The sequence below is a fragment of the uncultured Thomasclavelia sp. genome (genome assembly GCF_944324745.1).
Taxonomy (GTDB): domain Bacteria; phylum Bacillota_I; class Bacilli_A; order Erysipelotrichales; family Coprobacillaceae; genus Thomasclavelia.
Genome location: NZ_CALUXO010000044.1, coordinates 37,041 through 60,574, shown reverse-complemented (window position 1 = coordinate 60,574; position 23,534 = coordinate 37,041). Strand labels below are relative to the sequence as shown.

Sequence of the window (23,534 nt, the reverse complement as noted above, 5' to 3'; positions counted from 1 at the left end):
CCGCACACTATCGTTGCAATGTCAATATTTTTCTTTTAAAAATGATAAAAATTTTATAAAAAAGAGAGGGCATATTTGCAATATAACCATCGATTGTCATTAAAATCTTAACTTAATGACATTGGTTAAATAACCACTATAATTGAAATAGGAATTATCAGATTTAATGCAGGCTAAATAACCAAGAAAATTAGCTTCATCTTCTGACATATAACCGGCTAAATGACTTAGTTCATGACAAATTGAAAAAGGTTTATTATAAGTGGGCATTTTTTGATTGTAGTTAGCTTCAATTGTAAAGGGTGAAAAAATTCCTGATAAATTGCACACCGTCATAAAATTAGAAAAAAACATTGGTTTAGCATTAGGATAATATCCTGGAATTATCTGATTGATGGCAATCTTAGCAGTATCTTTAATTGTTTGTTCATCAAGTTCGCTTATATTAGCGGTTTCTAATTTAGTGGTTAGATAATTAGCTAGATTTTTTAAATCGTCATTATTATAGGTTAGCCGTGTAAAATTCATTTCAGTTTCTAATGGCTTACGATGGTAATTGATACCAGTTGTTAAAGAAAAAAATAAAACTAATATCAGTAAAAATCTAAGTGTTAAAGTAAGGGAGCAATATTTAAAGATAATAACTAATAAACCGATAATTAAAGCAATAACCAGCCATTCAAACACTGAAAAGGGAAAGATGCTAAATAAGCGTCCTAGAGTATTAATAAAGATTTTGGATATATTTTTGGCATACCATGATGCAAAATCACTTGATAAGCTGGCAATAATATTAATAAAAATGATCATGATTAATAAAATTAAATTCTTTTTCATATAATAAATGGTAAATCATTGCTGATTTATTTTCCTTTCGTTAATATTACTTAAAATTTAGCTAAAAGCTAGTTATTTGTCAAAGAAAAGTTTTTTAAATTATGAAAATTATGGCAATTTTATTATCATTGTGATAAAATCTTTCCGATATTTGAAATGGGGGTATATTATGTATAAGATTTTGCTATGTTGTAAATCTGGGATAACTACTAGCATGCTTGTAAATAACATGAAAAAAGAGGCGCGCAATCAAGATATAAATGCTTTGATTTGGGCAATTGCAGAAAACTCTATTGAATTAAGCTGGGGTAATGCTGATTGCATCTTAGTGGCACCTCAAAATGCTGGTGATCTAGATAAGATAAAAGACTTAGTAGATGGTGCTATCCCAGTTGATGTAATTGATCGTGATTGCTTTGTAACCATGGATGGTAAAGCAGTATTAGATCAAGCTATGCATTTATTGAATAGCTAAATGAATTCAAAACAGGGCAGAAGACTGTTGTTAAAAAACAATAGTCTTTTTATTATCTTTATTTAAGTTTATTAATTTGTAGTCAATGTTTTGTTTAATTGATTTTGGTATTTAAAAATAATAACTACAATGATAAAATAAATGTAATTAGAAACAGAGGAGATTAAAATGATTGATGTATTAATTAAAGCATTGGGATTTGTCATTGTCATTATTATTGGCTTTGCTTTAAAACAGTTTAAAATTTTGCGAAAAGAAGACGGTTATATTTTAGCGACAATTATCATGAATGTAACTTTGCCGTGTGCCTTATTTTCTAATGCCAATGGAATAACTATCAATGCCGCGATGATAGTGTTAATTGTCATTGGAATTTTAATGAATGTAATGATGGTTATTGTTGGTTATTTGACAAGTGCAGGTAAACCGGCACCGACACGGGCTGCTTATATGATCAACTGTTCGGGTTATAATATTGGAAATTTTGTTTTACCATTTGTTCAGGCTTTCTTTCCGGGAATGGGAGTAGCTTATTTATGTATGTTTGATGTTGGAAATGCTTTAATGGGACTAGGAGGTACATTTGCAATTGCTTCTAGTATAGTTAATAAACAAGAAAAATTATCGGTAAAAAATGTAGCTAAAAAACTTTTTTCATCAATTCCTTTTGATGTCTATATCATCATTTTCTTTTTAGCCTTGTTTAAAATTCGAATTCCTGATGGAATATTATTAATTACTAATTTTATTGGAGCTGGAAATGGCTTTTTAGCGATGTTGATGATTGGGTTGTTATTAGAAATAAAGATATCACCTAGTGATTTTAAAGATCTGATTAAAATTTTGGGAATTAGATTATTAGGAAATTTTAGTTTGATGTTTATTTGTTATATGTTTTTACCATTGCCATTATTGGCACGCCAGATCTTAACGATTGCTTTGGCAGCTCCTATAAGTACGGTTGCCGCTGTTTTTACTAAGCAGTGTCGTTATGAAGGCGAAGTAGCAGCTGTGGCTAATTCCATTTCCATTCTAATTGGTATTGGAGTTTTGGTTTTGTTGCTATTGCTGTTTGTTTAGATGCTTTAAAATTACATATATTTAAAAGACAATATCTCGGTTCAATCTAAAAGATATTGTTTTTTTTATTATTCAGTAATCTTTTTTTTGGCAAATAATCAACATTTTTTTGAACAATTTTATCAATGATCAAAATCTCATGATTTAATCAAAACATTAAATATTAATATGCTTGGTTAGCACTGATTTTAAAAATTTTATAATAAATTTTTAAAAAGAAGTGAATAAATTAAAATTTATATCAAATAATAACAAAAAAATAATATTAGCATCCAAGTAAAAAACGATATTTTATCTTGTAAATGGCACTTATAGTGCGCTTAAATTAAATTTTTTGACTTGTGATATTTTTGGGAAATAAATGTGATGATTGTAAAAAACTGCGATATAATCGTAATATTTTGCATTTTGATTGTGTTGTATCATTTTTTCTAAAGTGATAGACTATTCTCATAAAATTATGAGAAAGGAGAAATTAAATGAAGAAGGTTTTTTCGATTTTGACCGTACTGGCAATGGTTGTAAGTCTTGCTTATGGTTCTATGTCAGTTCAGGCATTAGAAGATCAACAGTGGATCCTTAATGCGAGTCAACCAGGAATTACATCTTATGAACAAAATACCGGTGAGTGGGAAGGTATCCAAATTGATGCTACAAATGGTAAATTCTCACCACGTGAAGCAGATGTACAAATTAACGCTGGTACAATTCTGTCTATTCCGGTTTCTGGAAATGAGTATGGGGCAACTATCGTGTTCAATTTATCTGGTGGCAGTGCTACTATTAGTGCACCATATTTTGTGGCAAATGGTAACTCTCAAAATCCACCTCGTATGGAATTAAATAACACCGAAGATACCGTAGTTGCTGTAACTTTTGAAAGTAACGCCTATTTAGAATCGATTGAAATAGTTTACAATGAACAACCTGTTGTATTCCCTGGGGATCCAGCACCAGTTGATTTGGAGGATAAAACATATACTTTAAATCAAACGACAGAATTGCTTGATGAAAATGGCATCTTAGTAACTGATCCTAATGGACTGCAACAAAGCATAGGTACGTTTGATGACATTAAAGTCGATGCTACAAATGGTAAATTTGCTCCTCGAACTAGTGATATTCAGGTAAATGCAGGAACAATTTTGTATGTTCCAGTTACTGTTGATGAGGCAGGAGTTTCATTAGTGATTTCAGGAACTGTTGATGGTAGTACTCCATTAAGTATTACTGTAGATGGTCAGGAAACTTTAGCTAATTCATCGATTGATCTTGCAGTTGATGGATTAAGATATGTTACGATTGAAATCAACCAAAATGGATATTTAAATGCATTAAATATCGATTATGCCAGTGATACTGGTTTAGAAACACCTGAAGTGAATGTTCAGGATAAAACATGGTATTTTACTGATGACAATGCAGTAGCCAGACCTAATTTACAGGGAAATACTGGAGATTATGATGGTATTCATGTTGACGCTACTTTAGGTAAATTTGGTCCCCGTGAAGGTGATACTCAAATCAACGGTGGAACTACTTTATATATTCCAGTAGCTGCTGATAGCAGTTCAATCAATATTACAGTTAATGCCAATAACAATGGTGATTTAGATATCACTTTTGATGGAAATCCAATTTCTGTTAACTTTGAAACATCTTTTACTAATGATGAGACAAGATATATCCCTTTAACTTTTGAAGGAGATGGAAGTTGCTATCTTTACAACATTGTTATTGATTACACTAGCTATGATGATTCAATCAGTCATACAGTTGTTGTAGGATCAAGTGTAGATGCTGATTATGCAACTATTAATGAAGCTTTGACAAATGAAACATCTTCTTCTCAAACACCATTAATTATTGCTTTAGAAAATGGGGTTTATGAAGAAAAAGTAACGATTGATATGCCAAATGTAACTTTGACATCTTTAAGTGGTGATCCAAGTAAGGTTATTATTAAAGATCGATATTATTCATCTAACACTTTTGATGCTGAGGGTAATTTCATTCCTCAAGATGGATATGATGTTGGAACTAATGATTGCGCCACGGTTTTGGTTACTGCTAACGGAAGAAATTTTACAGCTACAAATATTACGATTGAAAATAGTTACAATATTGAATTTGTAACTGAAGTAGGTGGACAAACCCCGGCAGTCGCTTTATATACTGGTGCTGATCGAGTAGCTTTAAGCAATTGTCGTATTATCGGTCGCCAAGATACATTGTATGTTAATGGATCAGGAAATCGAGTATATTTTGATGATTGTTATATTGAAGGTACAGTAGATTTTGTTTTTGGTAAAGCTGATGCGTTCTTTAATGATTGTACATTACATATGGCAAGTTATCCAGGACGTGATAGTGGTTATTATACAGCACCAAACACTGAAGATGGAGAGGGATTAGTATTCTATAACTGTACTTTGACAGCTGATGAAAGTTTAAAAGAAATCAGCTTAGGTCGTCCTTGGCAAAACGAAATTGATAACAAAACAGAAATTATTAATGGAAGTTCGGTTGTTGTAGATTATGACAGCACTAAAAAACATCCTAATTATGAAAATATTTCTTCGAAATCTACATATATAAATTGTACAATGAATGATAAAATCATTGACGAAAGATGGTCATTGTGGCGTCGAAGAGATGTAAATGGAAATATGATTGATGTTACTTATCATGATTCAGTATTCTTTAAAGAAATTAACAGTAAGGATGCTAGTGGACAATTATTAAATCCTAGTGATTATCCTGATATTCCATATATTCGAACTGGATTTGAACCAATGGTAGTCGTTGATGATGTTCAAAGTGAATTAAATACATATTTAAACAATATGCGAATTGGTGCTAACTTATGGCTTCCAGATTTTACAGTTGAATTACCAGGAGAAGTAACTGATCCAGATAACCCAGGAGGAGAAGTAACTGATCCAGATAATCCAGGAGGAGAAGTAACTGATCCAGACAATCCAGGAGGAGAAGTGACTGATCCAGATAATCCAGGAGAGGAGACTACTCCTAATCAACCAGATGATCCTACTGGAGAAGTGACTCCTAGTGGTAGTGATGATACTGCTAATAAAGAAAATAGTAGTACCCAAGTAAGCGAAACTAACAAAGCTGATGTTTCAGTAGCTACTGGGGATAATAATGATCTTGCATTATACACTATGGCTCTGTTTATAACTGGTGCTAGTATCGTTATTACTTATGAAAGTAAAAAAAGATTATCTAGTAAAAAATAAAAATAATACTAATATGTGATTAAGACAAATTGATATGATGGCCTTCTAGCAGATAGTCCTTTAAAGTACTATTTGCCAGGAGGCTTTTTATTTAAAAAAAGTGAAAATTAGCATATTCGCTATCTAAATGACATCTTGATCTTGTAATACGAAAAAAATATCATGATGGGATTTCAGTATTATCTTGAACATGATCATAGATGGTAAAAGCGCATATGAGTTTTTATTCTTGAATGAGTGAATTGTCATGAAGTATTAGTATGAAGCGTTTTTGAGGTGAAACAGCAGTTATTAATATTATTTTAATATAATTTAAAACATCTTTTAATAAATTATCGATATATTGTTTTTGTCAAAGATGACATAGGAAAATGAAGTCACAAATTTTTCCTTTCAATAATTTATCCTATTTTAAACCAATTTTATTAAGTGACTTCATTTTTTTATTTAGAGCTCGATGAGCTCTTTTTTTAATTAAAGATCGATATTGATTATAGAGAGGATTGTTTTTGTTAGTGTTACGCCGAATTTCATAAGCAATCATTTTTAACTCTGGGTTTTGATTGGCAAACTAATTGAATAAGCGTTGGTAGTACTTACTAATTTACCATGCATTGAATGATGGTCGACAAAGGCAATAAAAGATAGTTCTATAATTGATCTTTAGAATAATTAGCATTAGCATTAAAATTAATCTTACAGAACATCTTTTTAAATTGGTGAGTAATAAATGGTGCGTTAATGCATATTCTTCTATTTGACCAACCATTTCAGAAGGAATGATAAAATAAATTAGATCGATATCTTGATGATAAGTTTTTTTTATCATCAGTAGATATTTAAAAACCTTCAGTTTCACTTTAATCATCTATTCAATCATAATTATAAAAAATGATTTTGATTAAAATAAGTCAGGTATTTAATTATCGTACTAATTTCTACAAATACTGATTCATGGTAAGAAAATGAAACTAAAAAAAGTCTGATTTAAAGGAAGCTAATGTCCTTTTAAATCAGTTTAAAATGTTGTAAAGCTTTAAAAATCCCATCATTTAAGACATCATCAGTAACATAATCTGCTGCTTCTTTAGCTAATTGACGACCACTGTTAACACAAATACTAGTACCAGCAATATTAAACATGGGAATATCCACTTCAGCATCACCAAAAGCATAAATATTTCTTTTATCGATTTTTAGATAATCGATCAACTGGCAAATTGCTTGTCGATTCCTGGTAAACCACAATCACCAAATAAAGCTTCTTCTCCTTGGCCACCCCAAGTTAAACATTGATAATTAGAAAATTTTTGTTTAAAATCAAGATAGTCTTGATAGGAATTTAAAACATAATTAACTTTAGTAATATGCTCCTGGTACATACTGTCAGGAAAAGTCATCATTGGATACAGTTCACGAATATTAGGGTTTTCGATTCCATATTTTTTATAAGCTGGGATCGCTCTAGTTTCAAAATCATGGGATCCATATAATCCATCATTACCTTCGAGAAAGTAACAAAGATTGTGTTGCTCTAAATAATCAGTAATCTCTTTGATTTGTGACAATGATAAGCTTTTATCTTGTAATACTTTGCCATCAATTTCTATATAAGCCCCATTACCACAAATCATGCCACTAACATCAATATTGCCAACGGTAGCCCGGTTTTTGGTCCTTCCAGTAACAACAAAAACATAATGGCCATTAGCTTTTGCCTGTTTTAAAGCTTTAACACAGCTATCAGGAACAATTCCATCATAACTTATTAAAGTTCCATCAACATCAAATAATAATAATTTTGGCTCCATAGTTTTCTCCTTATATGATATTATTTACTACCAGTATAGCATGGTATTAATAAAAAGATGATGATTTTCTTATGTGGTATCGTAAATATTAAATGGAAATTATTATCCTAGATATTTTAGTAGAAATAATATACAATTATTTGTGGTGATAATATGTCTAAAGAAATACTGTTGAAACAAATTAAAATAGCAGAAAATCGGGTTCGTTTATTAAATGAAATGGAAATATATTCAGTTAGAGATTTGGTTTTACATTATCCTTATCGTTATGAAATTATTGAAGAGACACCATTAGTTGATAATGAAAAAGTTATTATTGAAGGTGTTTTAATTGATGAACCTAAATTATTTTATAAAGGACGTTTTTCACGACTGACATTTATGGTATTATATCATGATGAAAACTATCGGGTAACGATTTTTAATCGTCATTTTTTAAAAAAAAACATGTATCAGGGAATGAAATTGACGATCATTGGTAAATACACTAAGAAAAATAAAAGTATTACCGCTAGTGATGTTAAGCTAAAACCACTTAATGGAGTAACTGGAATTAGCCCGGTTTATTCTTTGAAAGAGGGAATTACCCAAAAATCATTTCAAGGTTACGTAAAAAAGGCCTTAAAGTTTTATCAAGGGCATATCCAAGATGAAGTACCGATTAGTTTAATGATCAAACATCACTTGATTCATAAGGAATTAGCCTTGAACTTGGTTCATTTTCCTAGTTGTAAACAAGATGTTAAGGAAGCATTGCGGTATTTAAAATATGAAGAATTTTTGAGATTTCAATTAACGATGCAATATATCAAATTGTCTCGAAATAAAAATATTGGTATCAAAAAGATTTTTGATCAGCAAAAATTAAATGAATTTGTTCAGAATTTACCGTTTAAATTAACTGCAGATCAAATTAAAGCTAGTCATGATATTTTACATGATTTACAAAAAGAAACCGTGATGTATCGCTTTGTCCAAGGCGATGTTGGTAGTGGTAAAACGGTAGTTGGTGCCATTGGTTTATATGCCAATTATTTAAGTGGATATCAGGGTGCTTTGATGGCACCGACAGAAATTCTGGCTACCCAGCATTTTCAATCACTGACAAAACTATTTGACAAAACCAATATTAAAATGGCATTATTAACAGGCCATTTGTCGGCAGGTAAAAAGCAGGAAATCTATCAGGAATTAGAATCAGGTAAAATTGATATTGTCATTGGTACTCATGCGTTGTTTCAAGAAAAAGTTAATTACAATAAATTAGGATTAGTTATTACTGATGAACAGCATCGTTTTGGAGTGAAACAGCGAAAAGCTCTAAAGGATAAAGGTAAACAAGTTGACTTTATGATCATGTCGGCAACTCCGATTCCTCGAACTCTGGCAATCAGTTTATATGGTGATATGGATGTATCGACGATCAAAACGATGCCAGCCGGGCGTAAACCGGTAATTACCAGACTGGTGAAATCATTAAGTATGAAACCAATCTTAAAAGATTTGTTGGATTATTTAGCTAGTGGTGGTCAATGTTATGTAGTTTGCCCTTTAGTTAGTGAAAGTGAAGCTATATCCAGCCGTGATGCCACGAGCATTTATCAGGGCATGAAAAAATATTTTAAAGATAAATATCAAATTGGTTTATTACATGGTCAAATGGACGATGAAACTAAAGATCAGGTAATGATGCAATTTAAAAATAACGAAATTCAAATTTTAGTTTCGACAACCGTTATTGAAGTTGGGGTCGATGTCAGCAATGCTAATTGGATGGTTATTTATAATGCGGAACGATTTGGATTGAGTCAGATTCATCAGTTACGGGGTCGCATTGGTCGTGGTAATCAGCAAGGATACTGTTTTCTGTTAAGCAATTCAACTGCTGATGAGGCAATTGAACGATTAGAATTTTTAACTAAATGTAATGATGGCTTTGAAGTTTCTTTATATGATTTAAAGATGCGAGGCCCTGGCGATGTTTTAGGGAGCCAGCAAAGTGGTTTGCCAGTTTTTCAAATTGGAAATATTTTTCAAGATGCCAATATTCTAGAAGTATCGCGTGATGACGCAATTGAATTATTGCAAAGTCCCTGCAATGATCCTGTTTATTTAAAACTAATTGAACAGATAGAAGAACAATTACGCAATAATAATAAATATATTGATTAAAAATATGGTCATAAACTTCACTGATAATGATGATTGTTTAGGTGGTGAGGTTTATTAAATTATGTTATAATGTTAGCTAGTATGAGGTGAAAGAAATGAAATTAGGAATAGATGCGATGAGCGGTGATTTAGGCAGTGAAATTGTGGTTAATGCCTGCTTATCGTTTTTAAAAAAAAATAAAACCGATCAATTATATGTAGTTGGAAAAATTGAAGAGCTACAGGCGCTTAAAGATCATCCTCAAGTAGTTTTGATTGATGCTCGTGAGATACTTGAAATGACGGAAAATATTTTGGCGATTCGTCGTAAAAAAGAATCCAGCATGGTTAAAACCATGATGCTTGCACGGAAAAATGAAGTTGACGCTGTTTTATCATGCGGTAACACAGGTGCATATTATGCTTGTGCTATGTTATTTTTAAAACGAATTGAAGGAATTGAAAAATCTTGTTTAATGGCGATGCTGCCTACATATAATGATCATGGAGTGGCCATGTTGGATGTGGGAGCGAATGCTGAAAACACGCCTGAGCAATTAGTTTCATTTGCAATCATGGGAAATGTGTATGCGAAAAATGTTCGTAAGATTGCTGATCCTAAAATTGGTTTATTAAATATTGGAAGTGAGCATCATAAAGGTGACGAAGTTCATCAAACAACTTATCAAATGTTAGAAAAAATGTCTGACATTAATTTTGTGGGTAATATTGAAGGTAAAGAAGTCTTAGATGGTAATGTTGATGTTATTGTTACTGATGGTTTTACTGGTAACGTAGCATTAAAAACATTAGAAGGTGTGGCCAAAGTACTGATGAAAAGTTTAAAAGATGGTTTTATGTCTTCATCACGTACTAAAGTTGGTGCATTATTGGCTAAACCGGCATTAAAACAATTAATGGTAAAATTTGATACCAAAGCCGCTGGTGGTGCTTTGATGATGGGATTTGAAAAGCCGGTCATTAAAGCTCATGGGGCTAGTGATGCTATTGCTTTTGAAAATGCGATTCATTTAGCTTTTGAAATGGTATCGAGCAATGTGGTGGAAAAAATGAAAGAAGGATTGAAATAAAGTGGAATTAATAGATTTTTTAAATAAACTTGAAGTTCCCTATCAGCATTTAGAGTTATTTAAAGAGGCATTTACCCATCCCTCATATGCCAATGAAAATAAAACTAAAAAGCACGATTATGAACGATTAGAGTTTTTAGGAGATGCTGTTTTGCAGTATCATGTTTCGCGTCATTTATTTGATTTATATCCTGATATGCCTGAGGGTCGCTTGACAAAGTTAAGAGCAAAGCTGGTTCGTGAAGAATCATTAGCTCGTTTTGCTCGAGAGTTAAATTTAGGACCTTTAATTTATCTAGGAGCTGGAGAAATCAATAATGGTGGCCGCGACCGTGACAGTGTTCTAGCTGATATCTTTGAGGCATTTGTTGGGGCAGTGTGTCATGATTGTGGACCAGATGTAGTTGAAAAGATTCTAGATATTACGATTTATAAACATGTTGATGATGTAAATTATGATAATATTACTGATTTTAAAACTAAACTTCAGGAATTGATCCAAGCTGATCAGCGTAAAACAGTTACATATGATTTAATTTCCGCTAGTGGACCATCAAACAACCCTGTTTTTGAAATGGCGGTTAAGATGGATGATATGGTTTTAGGAACTGGTGTCGGTTCTTCAAAGAAACGGGCGGAACAACAGGCGGCAAAAGATGCTTTAAATAAGTTAGCTAGATAAACAGACTTCGGTCTGTTTTTTTGCCTAGTTATTTTTTGGGTGATTGAATAGGTTAAAGTAGGAGGGATGAACATGTACGAAGATTACATGGATAATTTATTTGATCGTCGGCCAGCACCTATCGTGGCCCCAAAAGTAGGTGATATCTTTTTATATACGGTAAATCGTGGTGATAATGTATATGCTATTGCCAGACGTTTTAATACCAGAGTTGACTATATCAAAGACATCAATAATCTAAATGATAAATTGATGATCTATCCGGGACAACAATTATTAATTCCGGTTTTATTTGAAAAGATACCACCGGTAAAACCACCAATGCCACCACAACCACGGCAATCATATGAACTATATTTCTAAAATAACTGGATTTTTACCTAGAAAGAGTTTATTATTAGAATAAATATTGGAGGAATTATAAAGATGGATTATTGTGCAGGTAGTGAACGTAATTTAACGTTAGTAATGGACTTGTATGAATTAACAATGTCATATAATTATTTTAAACAAGGAACTAAAGACGAATATGTTTATTTTGATATGTATTATCGTAAAAATCCGGATAATGGCGGTTTTTCAATTTTTGCTGGTTTGCAACAATTGATAGAATGCGTTAAAAATTTACATTTCAGTGAAGGAGATATTGCTTATCTCCGTTCACTGAATAAGTTTGATGAAGATTTCTTTGATTATTTAAGAAATTTTAAATTTACTGGTTCAATTTATGCTGTCAAAGAAGGAACACCTGTATTTCCTAATGAACCATTAATTACAATTAGAGCTAAATTTATTGAAGCTCAATTGATTGAAACCTTACTATTAGTAACGATCAATCATCAATCTTTAATTGCAACTAAAGCTCATCGAATTGTTAGAGAAGCTAAAGGTAGACCGGTAATGGAATTTGGGGCTCGTCGGGCTCAAGGTTATGATAGTGCTACTTATGGTGCCCGGGCAGCTTATATTGGTGGTGTAGCTGGTAGCGCTACAGTATCAGCTGGTTTGATGTTTGGGATTCCCGTTTTAGGAACGATGGCGCATTCGTTTGTTCAATCATTTGATAGTGAGTTTGAAGCTTTTAAAACCTATGCCTTAACATATCCTGATGATTGTGTTTTATTAGTTGATACATATGATACTTTAAAAAGTGGGGTTCCTAATGCTATCAGAGTTGCTGAAGAAGTCTTGGCACCAATGGGTAAAAAATTAAAAGGAATTCGGTTAGATAGTGGTGATATTGCCTATCTTTCTAAACGGGCTCGTATGATGTTGGATGTTGCTGGTTTAAAAGATACAACGATTACGGCATCTAATGCTTTAGATGAATATCTAATTCGTTCTTTATTAGATCAAGGAGCGCAAATAGATGCTTTTGGCGTAGGTGAAAATCTAATTGTTTCTCAAAGTTCACCAGTTTTTGGTGGTGTTTATAAATTAGTTGCATTAGAAAAAGATAATCAGATTATTCCTAAAATTAAAATTTCAGAAAATACTGAAAAAATTACTAATCCTGGTTACAAACGGGTTTATCGTTTATTTGAAAATGAGACTGGAAAAGCAATTGCCGATGTTATTGCTTTCCATGATGAAGTGATTGATAATAATAAAGATCTAACAATTTATCATCAATCTAATATTTGGAAATTTAAAACAATTACAGCTAATACATATACTGTTGAAGAATTACAAGTACCAATTTTTATCGATGGTAAGTGCGTCTATCCCGAATATACTGTTGATGAAATTCGTGAATATGCTAAAAAAGAAAGACATCGTTTATGGGATGAAATTTTTAGATTAGAATATCCACATGATTATTATGTTGATTTAACAAAATCATTATTAGATTATAAATTAAAAATGTTAGAAGAACACAATAGAAAAATACAAGAGGGTAAAAATGGCTAGATATAAACGACAAATAGAACGGCAAAAAAATGAATTTCAGTTTTCAAAAAAACAGCCGGTTAAGAAAACTAAATTCCAGGAATTTAAAGAAAATTTTAATTTCAAATGGATCCAGACAGATTGGAAATCAATTTTAATTTTAGTGGTTGATTTTTTAGTACCGAGTTTATTAGTTATTCCACTTTTTATGAATTTCTTTTCACAGCAAATTGCTTTCATTATCGGACATGGATTAATTACTAGTTTATTGATTGTCTTATCTTTCTACATATTTTACAAAGATAAACCATCGTTATGGGGATTGTTTGCTCGTTATTGTTTTGCAGTTTTAATCATTGGTCTAGTTTCTTTTGTAATTCTATGGTTTGTTTAGGAGAAGATAAATGAAAATTGCAATTGTAGGTTTAGGAGTTGTTGGTGGTAGTTTTGCTAAAGCATTAAAAGGACAAAATCATCAGGTGTATGGAATTGATATTAGTCATACAACGCTCCAGATGGCTAAAGATGATGGAACAATAATTGAAGGGTATACGGATGGTCATGAAATTATTCCAGAATGTGATCTGACGATTATTTGCTTATATCCTTCATTGGTATTAGATTTTATTAAGGAAAATCAGTTTAAAAAGGGTAGTATTATTACTGATGCTACTGGAATTAAATCATATTTTTTAGAAGAAGCTTTTAAATTAATTGATGATGATGTTGAATTAGTTAGTGGACATCCAATGGCTGGTAGAGAGAAAAAAGGGTATGAATATGCCAGCAAGGAAGTATTTAAAAATGCTAATTATATTTTGATTGAACATCCATTAAATAAAAAAGAGTCAATTAAGTTTATGGAAGATTTTGTTGGAACTTTAGGATTCAAGAGTGTAAAAATTGTTTCTCCTAAAGCTCATGATGAAATTATTTCTTTTACTTCGCAATTGCCTCATGCAATTGCAGTGGCTTTGATCAATAGTGATCAGCAAAAATACGATACTGGTAAGTATATTGGTGATTCTTTTCGCGATTTAACTAGAATTGCCAATATTAATGAGGATTTATGGTCAGAGTTATTTTTTAAAAATAAACAGTATTTATTGGAATCGATTGATTATTTTGAACAACAACTTGATTTAATTAAGCAAGCTTTACAGACAGATGATGAAAAGCGGTTAAAAGAGTTATTTATTGAATCTTCAAAAAGAAGAGAAAAATTAGAAAAATAATGCACCAGCAAAGAGCTGGTGCTTTTTTTAACAGTTCCATTTTATTTTTACTGGATTCTTTTCGTTTTGAATTGCAATCTTTTTTAATAAATCTAAAGCTTTTTGCAGCTGTTGTTGACTAAAAATGGCATATTCTTCATCAGTAGCTTTTAATCCTAAAGTATCGTAGGCCAAAGCGGCGTTTCCATAAAATAAAAATCCTAAAGCATTGCTTGGGGTTACAATAGTAGCACAAGCAGTAGCTATAGCTTTAATTGATGCTTCGATTTCTGGTTGACTGGTAAATTCTTTAGCCAGGTTTCTAATTTGTTTAATGGCTTCTTTGGCTGGCTTTAGCTGATTTTTATCATTAATAGCCTTTTTACAGATTAAACATTGATTCATTATAGCTTCGTTATAAGATTTTTGATAAATTGGCAGGTAATTATTAGTAGCATAATCAATTGCCCAATTTGCCAGCGTTATTTGATTTTGACTTTCAATCAAATGCATCAGTTTTTGACATTGAGGACTATTGATATCACCAAGAGTCTTTTTTATTTTAGCCATTGTTCCACTCCTTTTTTCTTTTATTATAATGACTATGAGGTATTTTGTATATGTTTTGTGATAATAATATTAAATAATTAATTTAGTATTATAAACAAGTTTTTGTATGATATATTAAACAAATTGTTAAATATTGTTGAATTATTGACAATATTCATTATAATAGGGTAGGTATGAAATCTAATGGAGGTGTTTTATGGATATTGGCAGTAAAGTAAAAAGATTAAGGCAGGCTAATGGATTGACATTAGAAGATCTGGCAAATCGCAGTGAGCTGACAAAAGGTTTTTTGTCACAGCTAGAACGTGATTTGACATCACCTTCGGTTGCAACATTAGAAGATATTTTAGAAGCATTAGGAACTAATCTCCAAGAGTTTTTCAGTGAGAAAGAAGAAGAACAAATTGTTTTTAAAAAGAACGATTTTTTTGAAAATATTCAAGATGAATATAAGATCAGCTATATTATTCCTAATGCTCAAAAGAATGAGATGGAACCAATCTTAATTGAACTTGAAAAAGGGGGACACTCGATGACGATTGATCCTCATGAGGGTGAAGAATTTGGTTTTGTAGTACAAGGAAGAATTAAATTAGTATGTGGTGAAAAAGAATTTGCAATAAAAAAGGGAGAAACTTTTTATTTAAGAGGGCAAGTAGCTCATTATTTAGTTAATCCTGGTGAAGCAAAAGCTAAAGTTATTTGGGTAACAACACCACCATTATTTTAAAAGGAGAGAATATGGGAAAGTTAATTGAGTTAGATAACTTGACAAAAGAGTATAATGGTCAAGTGGTGTTAAAGGGAATTCACTTAGACATCAATGAGAAAGAATTTGTAACTTTGTTAGGTCCTAGTGGTTGTGGTAAAACAACAACTTTGCGAATTATGGGTGGTTTCGAAGAGGCTAACGGTGGTCGTGTTTTATTTGATGGACAAGATATCAGCACTTTACCACCTTATAAACGAGAATTAAATACAGTATTTCAAAAATATGCATTATTTCCACATATGAATGTTTTTGATAATATTGCTTTTGGTTTAAAAATCAAAAAAATGGATAAAGATACGATTAAACATAAAGTAGAAAGAATGCTAAAGCTGGTAGGGCTTGAAGGCTTTGGGACTCGTAATATTAATCAGTTGTCAGGTGGTCAACAACAACGGGTTGCTATTGCACGAGCTCTTGTTAATGAACCTAAGGTTTTACTTTTAGATGAGCCATTAGGAGCGTTGGATTTAAAGCTTCGAAAAGCCATGCAGATTGAACTTAAAAATATTCAACAAGAAGTAGGAATTACCTTTGTTTATGTTACTCATGATCAAGAAGAAGCATTGACAATGTCAGATACGATCGTCGTTATGAATGAGGGACAGATTCAACAGATAGGGACTCCAATTGATATTTATAATGAACCTGAAAACCGGTTTGTTGCGCAATTTATTGGTGATTCGAATATTATTGAGGGGACTTTTGTCAAAGATTATTTAGTTTCATTTGATAATCAAGAGTTTGAATGTGTTGATAAAGGATTTGATGAAGGACAAGATGTTGATATTGTTTTACGTCCTGAAGATTTAGATATCGTTGAAGTAGGGAAAGGTAAAATAGCTGGAATTGTTAGGTCAATTGTCTTCAAAGGGGTACATTATGAAATAATTGTAGAAACAAAAGATCGTAATTATATGGTACATACAACCGATTTATCTGAAGTGGGAAAAGAAGTTAATTTAGATTTCTGGCCTGAAGATATTCATGTCATGGAAAAAATGGGTACTTATTAATGAAACATTTTCGTAAATTAGTTGGTCCATATTGTTTTTGGCTGTTTGTTTTAACAGTTGTACCAATGTTTTTAATTATGATCTACGCTTTTATGGCTAAAGGTAATAATATTGTTACTTTTAAATTTACTTTGGATAATTTTATTAAATTTTTCGATCCAATTTTTATTTCAGTATTAATTAAATCATTTATTTTAGGACTGATAACTACAGTTTTATGTTTATTGATTGGTTATCCAGTGGCTTATGCAATTTCTAAGTGTCGTGAAAAGACCCAGACAATTTTAATTTTGTTAATAACTTTTCCGACCTGGATCAATATGTTGATGCGTACATATGCCTGGATAAACATATTAAGCAGTAAAGGAGTTATTAGTAATTTTGTACAGTTATTTGGTTTTGGTGAAGTTAGTTTGTTATATACTGATTTTGCAGTTGTATTAGGAATGGTGTATGATTTTCTACCATTTATGATTTTACCAATCCATACATCATTAACTAAAATGGATAAATCGTTAATCGAAGCCAGTAATGATTTGGGAGCTAATCCGGTAACTACCTTTTGGAAAATTACTTTCCGTCTATCTTTAGGTGGTGTCTTAACGGGAATTACGATGGTCTTTTTACCATCAATTTCATCATTTGTTATTCCTAAATTATTAGGTGGTGGTCAGTATTCATTGATCGGTAATTTTATTGAACAACAATTTATAAATGTTGGTGATTGGCATTTTGGTAGTGCTGTGTCTTTGATTTTAGCTGTTTTAGTTATTGTTTCGATGGGATTAATCAATCGTTTTGAAAAATATGCTGGATATCAGGAGGAAACTAAACGTGAAAAGACTAAAAAGGATTAAAGGATCGCTTGGTATCGGCTTAACGTTAGCATTTTTATATTTACCATTAGTAATAATGGCTATCTTTTCGTTTAATGATTCTAAGTCATTATCTAGCTGGAGCGGTTTTTCGATTAGATGGTATGTTGAATTGATCAATAATCAGCAAATGATCGATGCGATTATTATTTCAGTTAGTATTGCTGTTTTATCAACAGTGATTTCGACGATTTTGGGAACTATTACAGCAATTGGTATTTCTAATTCACGTCCATTTTTAAGAAAACTGATTTTACAGATTAATAATTTACCAATTATGAATCCGGATATTGTTACGGGAATTTCATTAATGTTATTATTTTCATTTATTAAAATTGAAAAAGGTTATTTAACGTTGTTATTAGCACATATAGCATTTTGTGCACCGTTTGTTATTACTAACGTTTTACCTAAAGTACGCCAGCTGGATGTTAATTTAGCTGATGCAGCTATGGATTTAGGAGCTACTCCTTTTCAAGCTTTAATGAAAGTAATATTACCGCAAATTAAACCTGGAATAATCTCTGGAGCACTGTTAGCTTTTACCATGTCATTTGATGACTTTATTATTTCATATTTTGTCAGTGGAAATGGAATTGAAAATATTTCAATTGTAATTTACAACATGTCAAAACGAACTAATCCAAGTATTTATGCACTGGCAACGATTATTTTAGTTTTTGTTTTGATGTTTGTGGTGGTTGGAACTGTAATTCCTAAAATATTTCCAAATTTTACTAAGAAGATCACTCGCAGTAAAGCTGTTAAGGTAATCGTGGCTTGCTGTCTAATTTTTGCAGTTGGCTGGTCAATTTCAGCAGGAAATACTAAAAGAACCCTAAAAGTTTATAATTGGGGTGAGTATATTGATAAAACGGTTTTAGATGAATTTGAAGAAGAATATGATTGTCGAATTGTCTATGAAACTTTCGATTCAAATGAAATTATGTATACAAAATATATGAGCGGAAATTCCTATGATATTATGGTTCCATCAGAATATATGATTGAACGTTTGATTCGTGAAGATCAGTTACAAAAGATTGATAAAGATATTATTACTAATATGGATAATATTAATCAAGGAATTTTAGGACAATCATTTGACCCTAATAATGATTATTGGGTTCCATATTTTTGTGGTAATGTAGGTATCTTATATGATAAGACAGTTATCGATGAAGCCGATTTACAGCAGGGATGGGATATTTTACGCAATACTAAATATAAAGGTCAATTATATATGTATGATTCAGAGCGTGATAGTTTTATGGTGGCTTTGAAGGCTTTAGGCTATTCAATGAATAGTACTGATGAAAAAGAGATTGATGAAGCATATCAATGGCTGATCGATCAAAGAAATGAAATGGATCCTGTCTATGTTGGTGATGAAATGATCGATACGATGATCAGTGGGGTCAAAGCAATGGCAATCATGTATTCAGGTGACGCGGCCTCAGTAATGCTGGAAAATGAAAATATGGCTTTCTATATGCCTGATGAAGGAACTAATGTCTGGTTTGATGGTTTTGTCATCTCTAAATACTGTACGCAAGTAGAATTAGCTAATCAATTTATTAATTTTATGATATCAGATGAAATATCTTATCGTAATACTGTTGAGGTTGGGTATCTAACGGCTAATGTCAATGCAGCTGATAAAGCTAGACAAGAAGATTTTGCCGGAATTAGTGCGTATGCTATTAGAACTGATACTAATGATGAGATTTTTTCTTATCAAGATAATGCGGTAAAAGAGATGTATAATTCAAGATGGACTAAAGTTAAGGCTAAATAATTAAGTTTGAGGATAAAAACTCAAACTTTTTTTAATTTTTTATAATTAAAAAAATGTAGTAATAATAAGGAAAAATTGCAATTTTGTTAATTTTCAATAAAAAGATAATAATTTTTTTGTAAAAAAGGCTTGCAATTTTCGCAAGGATAACATATAATAAAAAAGCAGTCCGACGAGGAAGCAAAAACAAAAAAAACAAAAAGAAATAAAAAATTCGGTTCCATGGCCAAGTTGGTAAGGCAACAGACTGCAACTCTGTTATCATCGGTTCGAGTCCGGTTGGAACCTCCAAGGAATGTTGCCCAGGTGGCGAAACTGGTAGACGCACAGGACTTAAAATCCTGCGGACCTTTAAAATCCGTGCCGGTTCGATTCCGGCCCTGGGCACCATTTAAAAATTAAATTGCGCTAGTAGCTCAACTGGATAGAGTGCTTGACTACGGATCAAGAGGTTGTGGGTTCGATTCCTGCCTAGCGCGCCATTTTCGGGAAGTAGCACAGCTTGGTAGTGCACCTGGTTTGGGACCAGGGGGTCGCAGGTTCAAATCCTGTCTTCCCGACCATTTAAAAAGGGGCCTTAGCTCAGCTGGGAGAGCACCTGCTTTGCACGCAGGGGGTCAGCGGTTCGATCCCGCTAGGCTCCACCAATAAAAAGAAATAATTATAGCGTTGCTGTAGTTGATTACGGCGGGGTAGCTCAGTTGGCTAGAGCAATCGGTTCATACCCGGTGGGTCGGGGGTTCGAATCCCTTCCCCGCTACCAATTAAATAGAGGAACCCTAATAAAGAAAGAACAAGGACCCTTAGCTCAGCTGGTTAGAGCTATCGGCTCATAACCGATCGGTCGTTGGTTCGAGTCCAACAGGGTCCACCAAAAATAATGCGAGGGATTACCCAAGTCCGGCTGAAGGGATCGGTCTTGAAAACCGACAGGGGATTAACGTCCCGCGGGGGTTCGAATCCCTCATCCCTCGCCATTTATTAAAAAAGAATATCGCGGGATGGAGCAGTCTGGTAGCTCGTCGGGCTCATAACCCGAAGGTCGTAGGTTCAAATCCTTCTCCCGCAACCAAAAAGGTCTGGTAGTTCAGTTGGTTAGAATGCCGCCCTGTCACGGCGGAGGTCGCGGGTTCGAGTCCCGTCCAGACCGCCATATGGTTCCGTAGCTCAGTCGGTAGAGCAGAGGACTGAAAATCCTCGTGTCGCTGGTTCGATTCCGGCCGGAACCACCATGAAACTAAACATAAATTCATGACATCTATCGTTTGATAGATGTCTTTTTTTATATGTTTTTTGTAAATTAAATTCTTTACATGTGTATATTAAAATGATATACTTTATGTAAAGAAAATAATTTACATGGAGGCATCAAAATGGAATTTAAATATAATAATAATCAAGATATTCAAGAAAATTTAAGAATGTTAATTAAAAAAAGTGACTACAGTATGAATGATTTGGCTAAAAGACTAAACATGACTAGACAAAATTTATATAATTTACTTAATTTAAAGAAAAATATTAATAATGATGACATAAAAAAATTACTTGATTGTTTGGATTATGATTTATATCTTAAATTTAAATCTAAAAAAGAAGAAAGCTATTTCACAGAAACTTTAGCGATTGATAATGGTGATCTTAATACAATACAATCATTAGAAAATTTTAAAAATGATCTTAATGATTATATTGATAAAGTTATTGATCGAAAAATTCAAGAGTCTGAAAATAGCAATTTCACTGAGAAGATGAATGAATTGCAAGAAGATGATGAACTTGTGTTGACGGATGATGAAATTGTTTTAATTTTAGATGATTTAGAAAAGAACAGTCATATTTCCTTAGAAAAATATCAAAAAGAGGAAAAAGGTATACGGGAGAAAACAATTGATAAGTTAAAAAATATTTTGAAAAAAGATAAATCATCTAATGAACAGATGTATAAGTGTCTTAAAAAAATAAGAAGATAACTAAATACTTTATTAGCTGTTTGCATTGGGCGTAAAAAACGTTTATAGGGCCAATAACTGAAAATAGAATATTTTATACTAAATTTAAATTATTAATCGTATAGGCGTTATAAAGCCTAATTAATGCATATATTAATGATATTTATATTTGGTTGTTTGCTTTGTTTTTTTGATTGATTATGTTATACTGTTTCTTGTGTTTAAGGGGTGATATGATGAAATATAAAGAGTATAGAATGTTTATCTTTACTATTGTTTTTTTCATTGCAATCGTCATTGCTTGCCTTTATTTTGCAATGAACAACAATATGACAAAAGTAATTATTGGCGTGATTTTATCATTAACGATCATAATAATTTTATCAGCTCGTTATAATATGAAAATTGATAAAGACTTTGTTTTGGTTTATGAATTTAAAGGAATTGGAATTTTACCAGCTATTGTTGATTTTAAAGATATTAAAGAAATTGAATTAGTTAGTAAGCATCGGCTTAAGTTACAACATAAAAATAAATCGATGCTATATTTAAAAGATGCCAATTCTTTTTATCAAGAGTTAAATCAGGCAATTGAAGAGTATAAAAAAAGCGTTGTTCTTAAATAGAATAACGCTTTTTTGATAATGATTAATAAATTCCTTGAGAAATCATTGCTGCAACAACTTTTTCAAATCCAGCGATATTAGCACCTTTAACTAAATCATATCCTAAACCGTATTTTTCAGCTGCAGCTTTTGAATTATCATGGATGTTTTTCATGATTTCTTTTAATTTAGCATCAACTTCTTCAGCAGTCCAGCTATAACGCATAGAGTTTTGAGACATTTCTAAGGCAGAAACGGCTACCCCACCAGCGTTAGCAGCTTTTGCAGGACCTAAAGTACCACCGTTGTTGATGAAATATTCCATAGCTTCTGGAGTAGTTGGCATATTAGCACCTTCAATAATGTACTTAACACCATTAGCGATTAATTGTTTTGCTTCTTCTAATCCGATTTCGTTTTGAGTAGCACATGGGAAAGCCATATCTACTTTTAATCCCCAAGGTTTTTCACCTGGATGGAATTCACATCCGAATTTTTCAGCATAATCTTTTAATTTAACATCATTAGATTCACGGATTTTTAATAAGAAATCAATTTTTTCATCAGTAGTGATTCCTTCAGGATCATATACATATCCATCACGTCCAGAAATAGAAACAACTTTAGCTCCTAAGTCACGGGCTTTGATACATACACCCCAAGCAACGTTTCCGTATCCAGAACATGCAATAGTTTTTCCTTCATAAGTGTCATTGAAGTGTTTTAATACTTCGTTTCCGTAGTAGCAAGCACCAAATCCAGTAGCTTCAGGTCTAATCAAACTTCCACCATATGGTAATGGTTTACCAGTTAAGACACCATTTTCAAAAGCCCCACGAATTCGACGATATTGACCGTACATATATCCGATTTCACGAGCACCAGTTCCGATATCTCCAGCAGGTACGTCAACATCTGGTCCGATATGACGATATAATTCAGTCATAAAGCTTTGACAGAAACGCATGATTTCGTTATCTGATTTACCTTGTGGATCAAAGTCAGAACCACCTTTACCACCACCGATTGGTAAAGTTGTTAATGAGTTTTTGAAGATTTGTTCAAATCCTAAGAATTTTATAATTCCTAAGTTAACACTTGGATGTAATCTTAAACCACCTTTGTAAGGTCCAATAGCACTTGAGAATTGAACACGGTATCCACGATTAACGTGAACTTGACCGTTATCATCCATCCATGGTACTTTAAACATAATAGTTCTTTCTGGTTCAACTAATCTTTCTAAGATAGCTTGTTTTTCATACTCTGGATGAGCTTCAATTACTGGTCTTAAACTTTCTAATACTTCTTCAACCGCTTGAATGAATTCTGGTTGATCAGCATTTTTTTCTTTAACCTGATTTAATACTCTAGTAATATAATCTGTTTTAACTTCAGCAGGTTTAGTCATTTAAATTGTCCTCCTTTATTTATATTCAATATAATACTCTTAATTTGATA

General features: G+C 32.2%; 21 protein-coding genes and 11 tRNA genes. 27 read left to right on the top strand and 5 right to left on the bottom strand.

The features are described 5' to 3' along the window. Positions 1–99: 99 nt before the first annotated feature. Positions 100–837: a DUF3810 domain-containing protein gene (locus Q0K54_RS05090; RefSeq protein WP_294578767.1), complete on the bottom strand. Its 738-nt coding sequence runs from the start codon at positions 835–837 to the stop codon at positions 100–102. Positions 838–1,006: 169 nt separating this feature from the next. Here Q0K54_RS05090 and Q0K54_RS05085 point away from each other — a divergent pair, with 169 nt between their 5' ends. The 3 genes from Q0K54_RS05085 (at position 1,007) to Q0K54_RS05075 (ending at position 5,649) form a co-directional block, all read left to right on the top strand. After that, positions 1,007–1,312 carry a PTS sugar transporter subunit IIB gene (locus Q0K54_RS05085; protein WP_294578766.1) on the top strand — a complete coding sequence of 102 codons (306 nt, stop codon included), beginning with the start codon at positions 1,007–1,009 and terminating at the stop codon, positions 1,310–1,312. A 168-nt stretch (positions 1,313–1,480) separates the two neighbouring features. After that, positions 1,481–2,392: an AEC family transporter gene (locus Q0K54_RS05080; protein WP_294578765.1), complete on the top strand. Its 912-nt coding sequence runs from the start codon at positions 1,481–1,483 to the stop codon at positions 2,390–2,392. A 479-nt stretch (positions 2,393–2,871) separates the two neighbouring features. After that, entirely contained in the window at positions 2,872–5,649 is a 2,778-nt protein-coding gene (locus Q0K54_RS05075) for a pectinesterase family protein (RefSeq protein ID WP_294578764.1), read from the top strand. A gap of 1,008 nt (positions 5,650–6,657) precedes the next feature. Here Q0K54_RS05075 and Q0K54_RS05070 read toward each other — a convergent pair. Next, positions 6,658–6,861 (bottom strand): HAD hydrolase family protein, encoded by a 204-nt coding sequence (locus tag Q0K54_RS05070; RefSeq protein ID WP_294578763.1) that lies wholly within the window; start codon positions 6,859–6,861, stop codon positions 6,658–6,660. Next, a complete protein-coding gene (locus tag Q0K54_RS05065) occupies positions 6,858–7,460 on the bottom strand; it encodes an HAD hydrolase family protein (RefSeq protein WP_294578762.1) in 603 nt (200 codons plus the stop codon). Before Q0K54_RS05065 ends, Q0K54_RS05070 begins: the two co-directional genes overlap by 4 nt. A 153-nt stretch (positions 7,461–7,613) precedes the next feature. On the opposite strand from Q0K54_RS05065, the gene recG reads away from it, so the two are divergent. The 7 genes from recG (at position 7,614) to Q0K54_RS05030 (ending at position 14,509) form a co-directional block, all read left to right on the top strand. Next, the gene (recG, locus tag Q0K54_RS05060; protein WP_294578761.1) at positions 7,614–9,632 is read left to right on the top strand and encodes an ATP-dependent DNA helicase RecG; all 2,019 of its coding nucleotides are present in this window, start codon (positions 7,614–7,616) and stop codon (positions 9,630–9,632) included. 95 nt (positions 9,633–9,727) lie between these two features. After that, entirely contained in the window at positions 9,728–10,702 is a 975-nt protein-coding gene (gene plsX, locus Q0K54_RS05055) for a phosphate acyltransferase PlsX (RefSeq protein ID WP_294578760.1), read from the top strand. A gap of 1 nt (position 10,703) precedes the next feature. Continuing rightward, positions 10,704–11,384: a ribonuclease III gene (gene rnc / locus Q0K54_RS05050; protein WP_294578759.1), complete on the top strand. Its 681-nt coding sequence runs from the start codon at positions 10,704–10,706 to the stop codon at positions 11,382–11,384. Positions 11,385–11,456: 72 nt separating this feature from the next. Next, a complete protein-coding gene (locus Q0K54_RS05045) occupies positions 11,457–11,747 on the top strand; it encodes a LysM domain-containing protein (protein WP_294578758.1) in 291 nt (96 codons plus the stop codon). A 63-nt stretch (positions 11,748–11,810) separates the two neighbouring features. Beyond that, positions 11,811–13,295, top strand: coding sequence for a nicotinate phosphoribosyltransferase (locus Q0K54_RS05040; RefSeq protein ID WP_294578757.1), 1,485 nt, complete (start codon positions 11,811–11,813; stop codon positions 13,293–13,295). Beyond that, complete coding sequence (locus tag Q0K54_RS05035; protein WP_294578756.1) at positions 13,288–13,668, top strand: hypothetical protein; 381 nt, start codon at positions 13,288–13,290, stop codon at positions 13,666–13,668. Before Q0K54_RS05040 ends, Q0K54_RS05035 begins: the two co-directional genes overlap by 8 nt. Before the next feature lie 10 nt (positions 13,669–13,678). Beyond that, positions 13,679–14,509 carry a prephenate dehydrogenase gene (locus Q0K54_RS05030; protein ID WP_294578755.1) on the top strand — a complete coding sequence of 277 codons (831 nt, stop codon included), beginning with the start codon at positions 13,679–13,681 and terminating at the stop codon, positions 14,507–14,509. A gap of 27 nt (positions 14,510–14,536) precedes the next feature. On the opposite strand, the gene Q0K54_RS05025 is transcribed toward Q0K54_RS05030, so the two are convergent. After that, on the bottom strand, positions 14,537–15,058 hold the full coding sequence (locus Q0K54_RS05025; protein WP_294578754.1) for a putative immunity protein: 522 nt from the start codon (positions 15,056–15,058) through the stop codon (positions 14,537–14,539). A 196-nt stretch (positions 15,059–15,254) separates the two neighbouring features. On the opposite strand from Q0K54_RS05025, the gene Q0K54_RS05020 reads away from it, so the two are divergent. The 17 genes from Q0K54_RS05020 (at position 15,255) to Q0K54_RS04940 (ending at position 22,094) form a co-directional block, all read left to right on the top strand. Beyond that, positions 15,255–15,788 (top strand): helix-turn-helix domain-containing protein, encoded by a 534-nt coding sequence (locus Q0K54_RS05020; protein ID WP_294578753.1) that lies wholly within the window; start codon positions 15,255–15,257, stop codon positions 15,786–15,788. Positions 15,789–15,799: 11 nt separating this feature from the next. Continuing rightward, the gene (potA, locus tag Q0K54_RS05015; protein WP_294578752.1) at positions 15,800–16,843 is read left to right on the top strand and encodes a spermidine/putrescine ABC transporter ATP-binding protein; all 1,044 of its coding nucleotides are present in this window, start codon (positions 15,800–15,802) and stop codon (positions 16,841–16,843) included. Then, a complete protein-coding gene (locus Q0K54_RS05010) occupies positions 16,843–17,700 on the top strand; it encodes an ABC transporter permease (protein WP_294578751.1) in 858 nt (285 codons plus the stop codon). Before potA ends, Q0K54_RS05010 begins: the two co-directional genes overlap by 1 nt. After that, on the top strand, positions 17,678–19,516 hold the full coding sequence (locus Q0K54_RS05005; RefSeq protein WP_294578750.1) for an extracellular solute-binding protein: 1,839 nt from the start codon (positions 17,678–17,680) through the stop codon (positions 19,514–19,516). Before Q0K54_RS05010 ends, Q0K54_RS05005 begins: the two co-directional genes overlap by 23 nt. A 216-nt stretch (positions 19,517–19,732) precedes the next feature. Then, positions 19,733–19,807 (top strand) — tRNA-Cys (locus Q0K54_RS05000). A 9-nt stretch (positions 19,808–19,816) separates the two neighbouring features. After that, positions 19,817–19,906, top strand: a tRNA-Leu gene (locus Q0K54_RS04995). 15 nt (positions 19,907–19,921) lie between these two features. After that, a tRNA-Arg gene (locus Q0K54_RS04990) sits at positions 19,922–19,998 on the top strand. Between the two features lie 4 nt (positions 19,999–20,002). Continuing rightward, positions 20,003–20,079: transfer RNA gene (locus tag Q0K54_RS04985), tRNA-Pro, on the top strand. 8 nt (positions 20,080–20,087) lie between these two features. After that, a tRNA-Ala gene (locus Q0K54_RS04980) sits at positions 20,088–20,163 on the top strand. A gap of 39 nt (positions 20,164–20,202) precedes the next feature. Continuing rightward, positions 20,203–20,279, top strand: a tRNA-Met gene (locus Q0K54_RS04975). A 34-nt stretch (positions 20,280–20,313) separates the two neighbouring features. Beyond that, positions 20,314–20,390 (top strand) — tRNA-Ile (locus Q0K54_RS04970). A 10-nt stretch (positions 20,391–20,400) separates the two neighbouring features. Then, positions 20,401–20,493, top strand: a tRNA-Ser gene (locus tag Q0K54_RS04965). 18 nt (positions 20,494–20,511) lie between these two features. Next, positions 20,512–20,588: transfer RNA gene (locus tag Q0K54_RS04960), tRNA-Met, on the top strand. A 4-nt stretch (positions 20,589–20,592) separates the two neighbouring features. Then, positions 20,593–20,669: transfer RNA gene (locus tag Q0K54_RS04955), tRNA-Asp, on the top strand. A 3-nt stretch (positions 20,670–20,672) separates the two neighbouring features. Continuing rightward, positions 20,673–20,748 (top strand) — tRNA-Phe (locus Q0K54_RS04950). A 141-nt stretch (positions 20,749–20,889) separates the two neighbouring features. Next, positions 20,890–21,489: a helix-turn-helix transcriptional regulator gene (locus tag Q0K54_RS04945; RefSeq protein ID WP_294578749.1), complete on the top strand. Its 600-nt coding sequence runs from the start codon at positions 20,890–20,892 to the stop codon at positions 21,487–21,489. A 215-nt stretch (positions 21,490–21,704) separates the two neighbouring features. Beyond that, positions 21,705–22,094: a hypothetical protein gene (locus Q0K54_RS04940; RefSeq protein ID WP_294578748.1), complete on the top strand. Its 390-nt coding sequence runs from the start codon at positions 21,705–21,707 to the stop codon at positions 22,092–22,094. 22 nt (positions 22,095–22,116) lie between these two features. On the opposite strand, the gene gdhA is transcribed toward Q0K54_RS04940, so the two are convergent. Further along, entirely contained in the window at positions 22,117–23,484 is a 1,368-nt protein-coding gene (gene gdhA / locus Q0K54_RS04935; protein ID WP_294578747.1) for an NADP-specific glutamate dehydrogenase, read from the bottom strand. Positions 23,485–23,534: the final 50 nt, after the last annotated feature.

What these genes read in the sequence shown, in the direction of transcription:
- Q0K54_RS05090 (WP_294578767.1), bottom strand. Translation starts at nt 837, where the DNA reads ATGAAAAAGAATTTAATTTTATTAATCATGATCATTTTTATTAATATT.
- Q0K54_RS05085 (WP_294578766.1), top strand. Translation starts at nt 1,007, where the DNA reads ATGTATAAGATTTTGCTATGTTGTAAATCTGGGATAACTACTAGCATG.
- Q0K54_RS05080 (WP_294578765.1), top strand. Translation starts at nt 1,481, where the DNA reads ATGATTGATGTATTAATTAAAGCATTGGGATTTGTCATTGTCATTATT.
- Q0K54_RS05075 (WP_294578764.1), top strand. Translation starts at nt 2,872, where the DNA reads ATGAAGAAGGTTTTTTCGATTTTGACCGTACTGGCAATGGTTGTAAGT.
- Q0K54_RS05065 (WP_294578762.1), bottom strand. Translation starts at nt 7,460, where the DNA reads ATGGAGCCAAAATTATTATTATTTGATGTTGATGGAACTTTAATAAGT.
- recG (WP_294578761.1), top strand. Translation starts at nt 7,614, where the DNA reads ATGTCTAAAGAAATACTGTTGAAACAAATTAAAATAGCAGAAAATCGG.
- plsX (WP_294578760.1), top strand. Translation starts at nt 9,728, where the DNA reads ATGAAATTAGGAATAGATGCGATGAGCGGTGATTTAGGCAGTGAAATT.
- Q0K54_RS05045 (WP_294578758.1), top strand. Translation starts at nt 11,457, where the DNA reads ATGTACGAAGATTACATGGATAATTTATTTGATCGTCGGCCAGCACCT.
- Q0K54_RS05040 (WP_294578757.1), top strand. Translation starts at nt 11,811, where the DNA reads ATGGATTATTGTGCAGGTAGTGAACGTAATTTAACGTTAGTAATGGAC.
- Q0K54_RS05035 (WP_294578756.1), top strand. Translation starts at nt 13,288, where the DNA reads ATGGCTAGATATAAACGACAAATAGAACGGCAAAAAAATGAATTTCAG.
- Q0K54_RS05030 (WP_294578755.1), top strand. Translation starts at nt 13,679, where the DNA reads ATGAAAATTGCAATTGTAGGTTTAGGAGTTGTTGGTGGTAGTTTTGCT.
- Q0K54_RS05025 (WP_294578754.1), bottom strand. Translation starts at nt 15,058, where the DNA reads ATGGCTAAAATAAAAAAGACTCTTGGTGATATCAATAGTCCTCAATGT.
- Q0K54_RS05020 (WP_294578753.1), top strand. Translation starts at nt 15,255, where the DNA reads ATGGATATTGGCAGTAAAGTAAAAAGATTAAGGCAGGCTAATGGATTG.
- potA (WP_294578752.1), top strand. Translation starts at nt 15,800, where the DNA reads ATGGGAAAGTTAATTGAGTTAGATAACTTGACAAAAGAGTATAATGGT.
- Q0K54_RS05010 (WP_294578751.1), top strand. Translation starts at nt 16,843, where the DNA reads ATGAAACATTTTCGTAAATTAGTTGGTCCATATTGTTTTTGGCTGTTT.
- Q0K54_RS04945 (WP_294578749.1), top strand. Translation starts at nt 20,890, where the DNA reads ATGGAATTTAAATATAATAATAATCAAGATATTCAAGAAAATTTAAGA.
- Q0K54_RS04940 (WP_294578748.1), top strand. Translation starts at nt 21,705, where the DNA reads ATGAAATATAAAGAGTATAGAATGTTTATCTTTACTATTGTTTTTTTC.
- gdhA (WP_294578747.1), bottom strand. Translation starts at nt 23,484, where the DNA reads ATGACTAAACCTGCTGAAGTTAAAACAGATTATATTACTAGAGTATTA.